This window comes from Bradyrhizobium sp. CCBAU 11361 (assembly GCF_028128935.1).
Classification (GTDB): Bacteria; Pseudomonadota; Alphaproteobacteria; order Rhizobiales; family Xanthobacteraceae; genus Bradyrhizobium; species Bradyrhizobium niftali.
This window is the reverse complement of record NZ_LBJZ01000069.1, coordinates 1-669: the sequence shown is the minus strand read 5'-3', so window position 1 is coordinate 669 and position 669 is coordinate 1. Positions and strand designations below refer to the sequence as shown.

1 pseudogene is annotated in these 669 nt (G+C 64.7%); it reads left to right on the top strand.

What is annotated here, in order from left to right:
* Window positions 1-669 (top strand): annotated as a pseudogene (locus tag XI08_RS09870) (SbcC/MukB-like Walker B domain-containing protein); the annotation flags it as partial.

Here is a 669-nt window from a genome sequence, read left to right as displayed (position 1 = left end):
CGGACTCGTCCGGAGCCATCGCTGGATTGAATCGTCGCAGCATAAGATCGGAAAGGCAGCCCAGGCGAACGCCCTGCGATCCCTGCAGGATCAGGCCGAGGAGCTGGGTCGGATCCTGACCGGCAAGGGGAAGGAGGCCCATGCCGCGGAGCAGGCTTTTGCCGCTCTGAAGAACATCTGCGAGGGACGTAATGACCTGGGGGCTTGCGCGGCCGCCTTCGCGGCCGCGCAGACTGAGGTCGCTGAAGCTCAGGCCAGGCTCGATGCCCTCGACGGCGCGGGGGACGGCGGGCTTCGCGACAAAAAGAGGGCGCAGCAAAAGCTGAAGGAGAAGAGGCTGGAGGAGAGAAAGACACAGCAGAAGGCGTTCGGCGAGCATGACGGCGAGGTCAGGTCGGCGGAGAGGAGGCTGGGAGAGGGCGAGAACGTGCCCGGCTCCGAACTCAACCTCAGGGTCGCCCGGTCGATATACCGCAAGTTCTTCCCACTCTACTCCACCGCGAAAGGCAGGGCCGTCTACCGCGACCGCCTCGATGCCGCAGCCCAAAAGGGCTTCGCGGAGAAACACCGGGCCATCGCCGAGAAGGCCTTGAAGGATGCGAACGCGTCCGACAACGAGCGCGCCCGGATCGAGCGACGGGTCCGCGAGCTTCTTTACGATTACTTCGA